Origin of the sequence: Streptomyces sp. NRRL F-5122 (assembly GCF_001507435.1) — a bacterium.
Taxonomy (GTDB): Bacteria; Actinomycetota; Actinomycetes; order Streptomycetales; family Streptomycetaceae; genus Streptomyces; species Streptomyces lannensis.
The window spans coordinates 1-213 of the sequence record NZ_LMWH01000230.1; the positions used below are offsets into that span (position 1 = coordinate 1).

Consider the following 213-nt stretch of genomic DNA (forward strand, 5'->3'; position numbering starts at 1 on the left):
GCAGGCGTCAGTCCGTATACATCGCCTTACGGCTTCGCACGGACCTGTGTTTTTAGTAAACAGTCGCTTCTCGCTGGTCTCTGCGGCCACCCCCAGCTCGAGCAGCAAGTACTCTCACCAGGTGTGGCCCCCCTTCTCCCGAAGTTACGGGGGCATTTTGCCGAGTTCCTTAACCATAGTTCACCCGAACGCCTCGGTATTCTCTACCAGACC

Annotated in this window: 1 rRNA gene; it reads right to left on the bottom strand. The window is 57.3% G+C overall.

From position 1 onward, the window contains the following. Positions 1–213, bottom strand: a 23S ribosomal RNA gene (locus tag ADL25_RS23360); the annotation flags it as partial.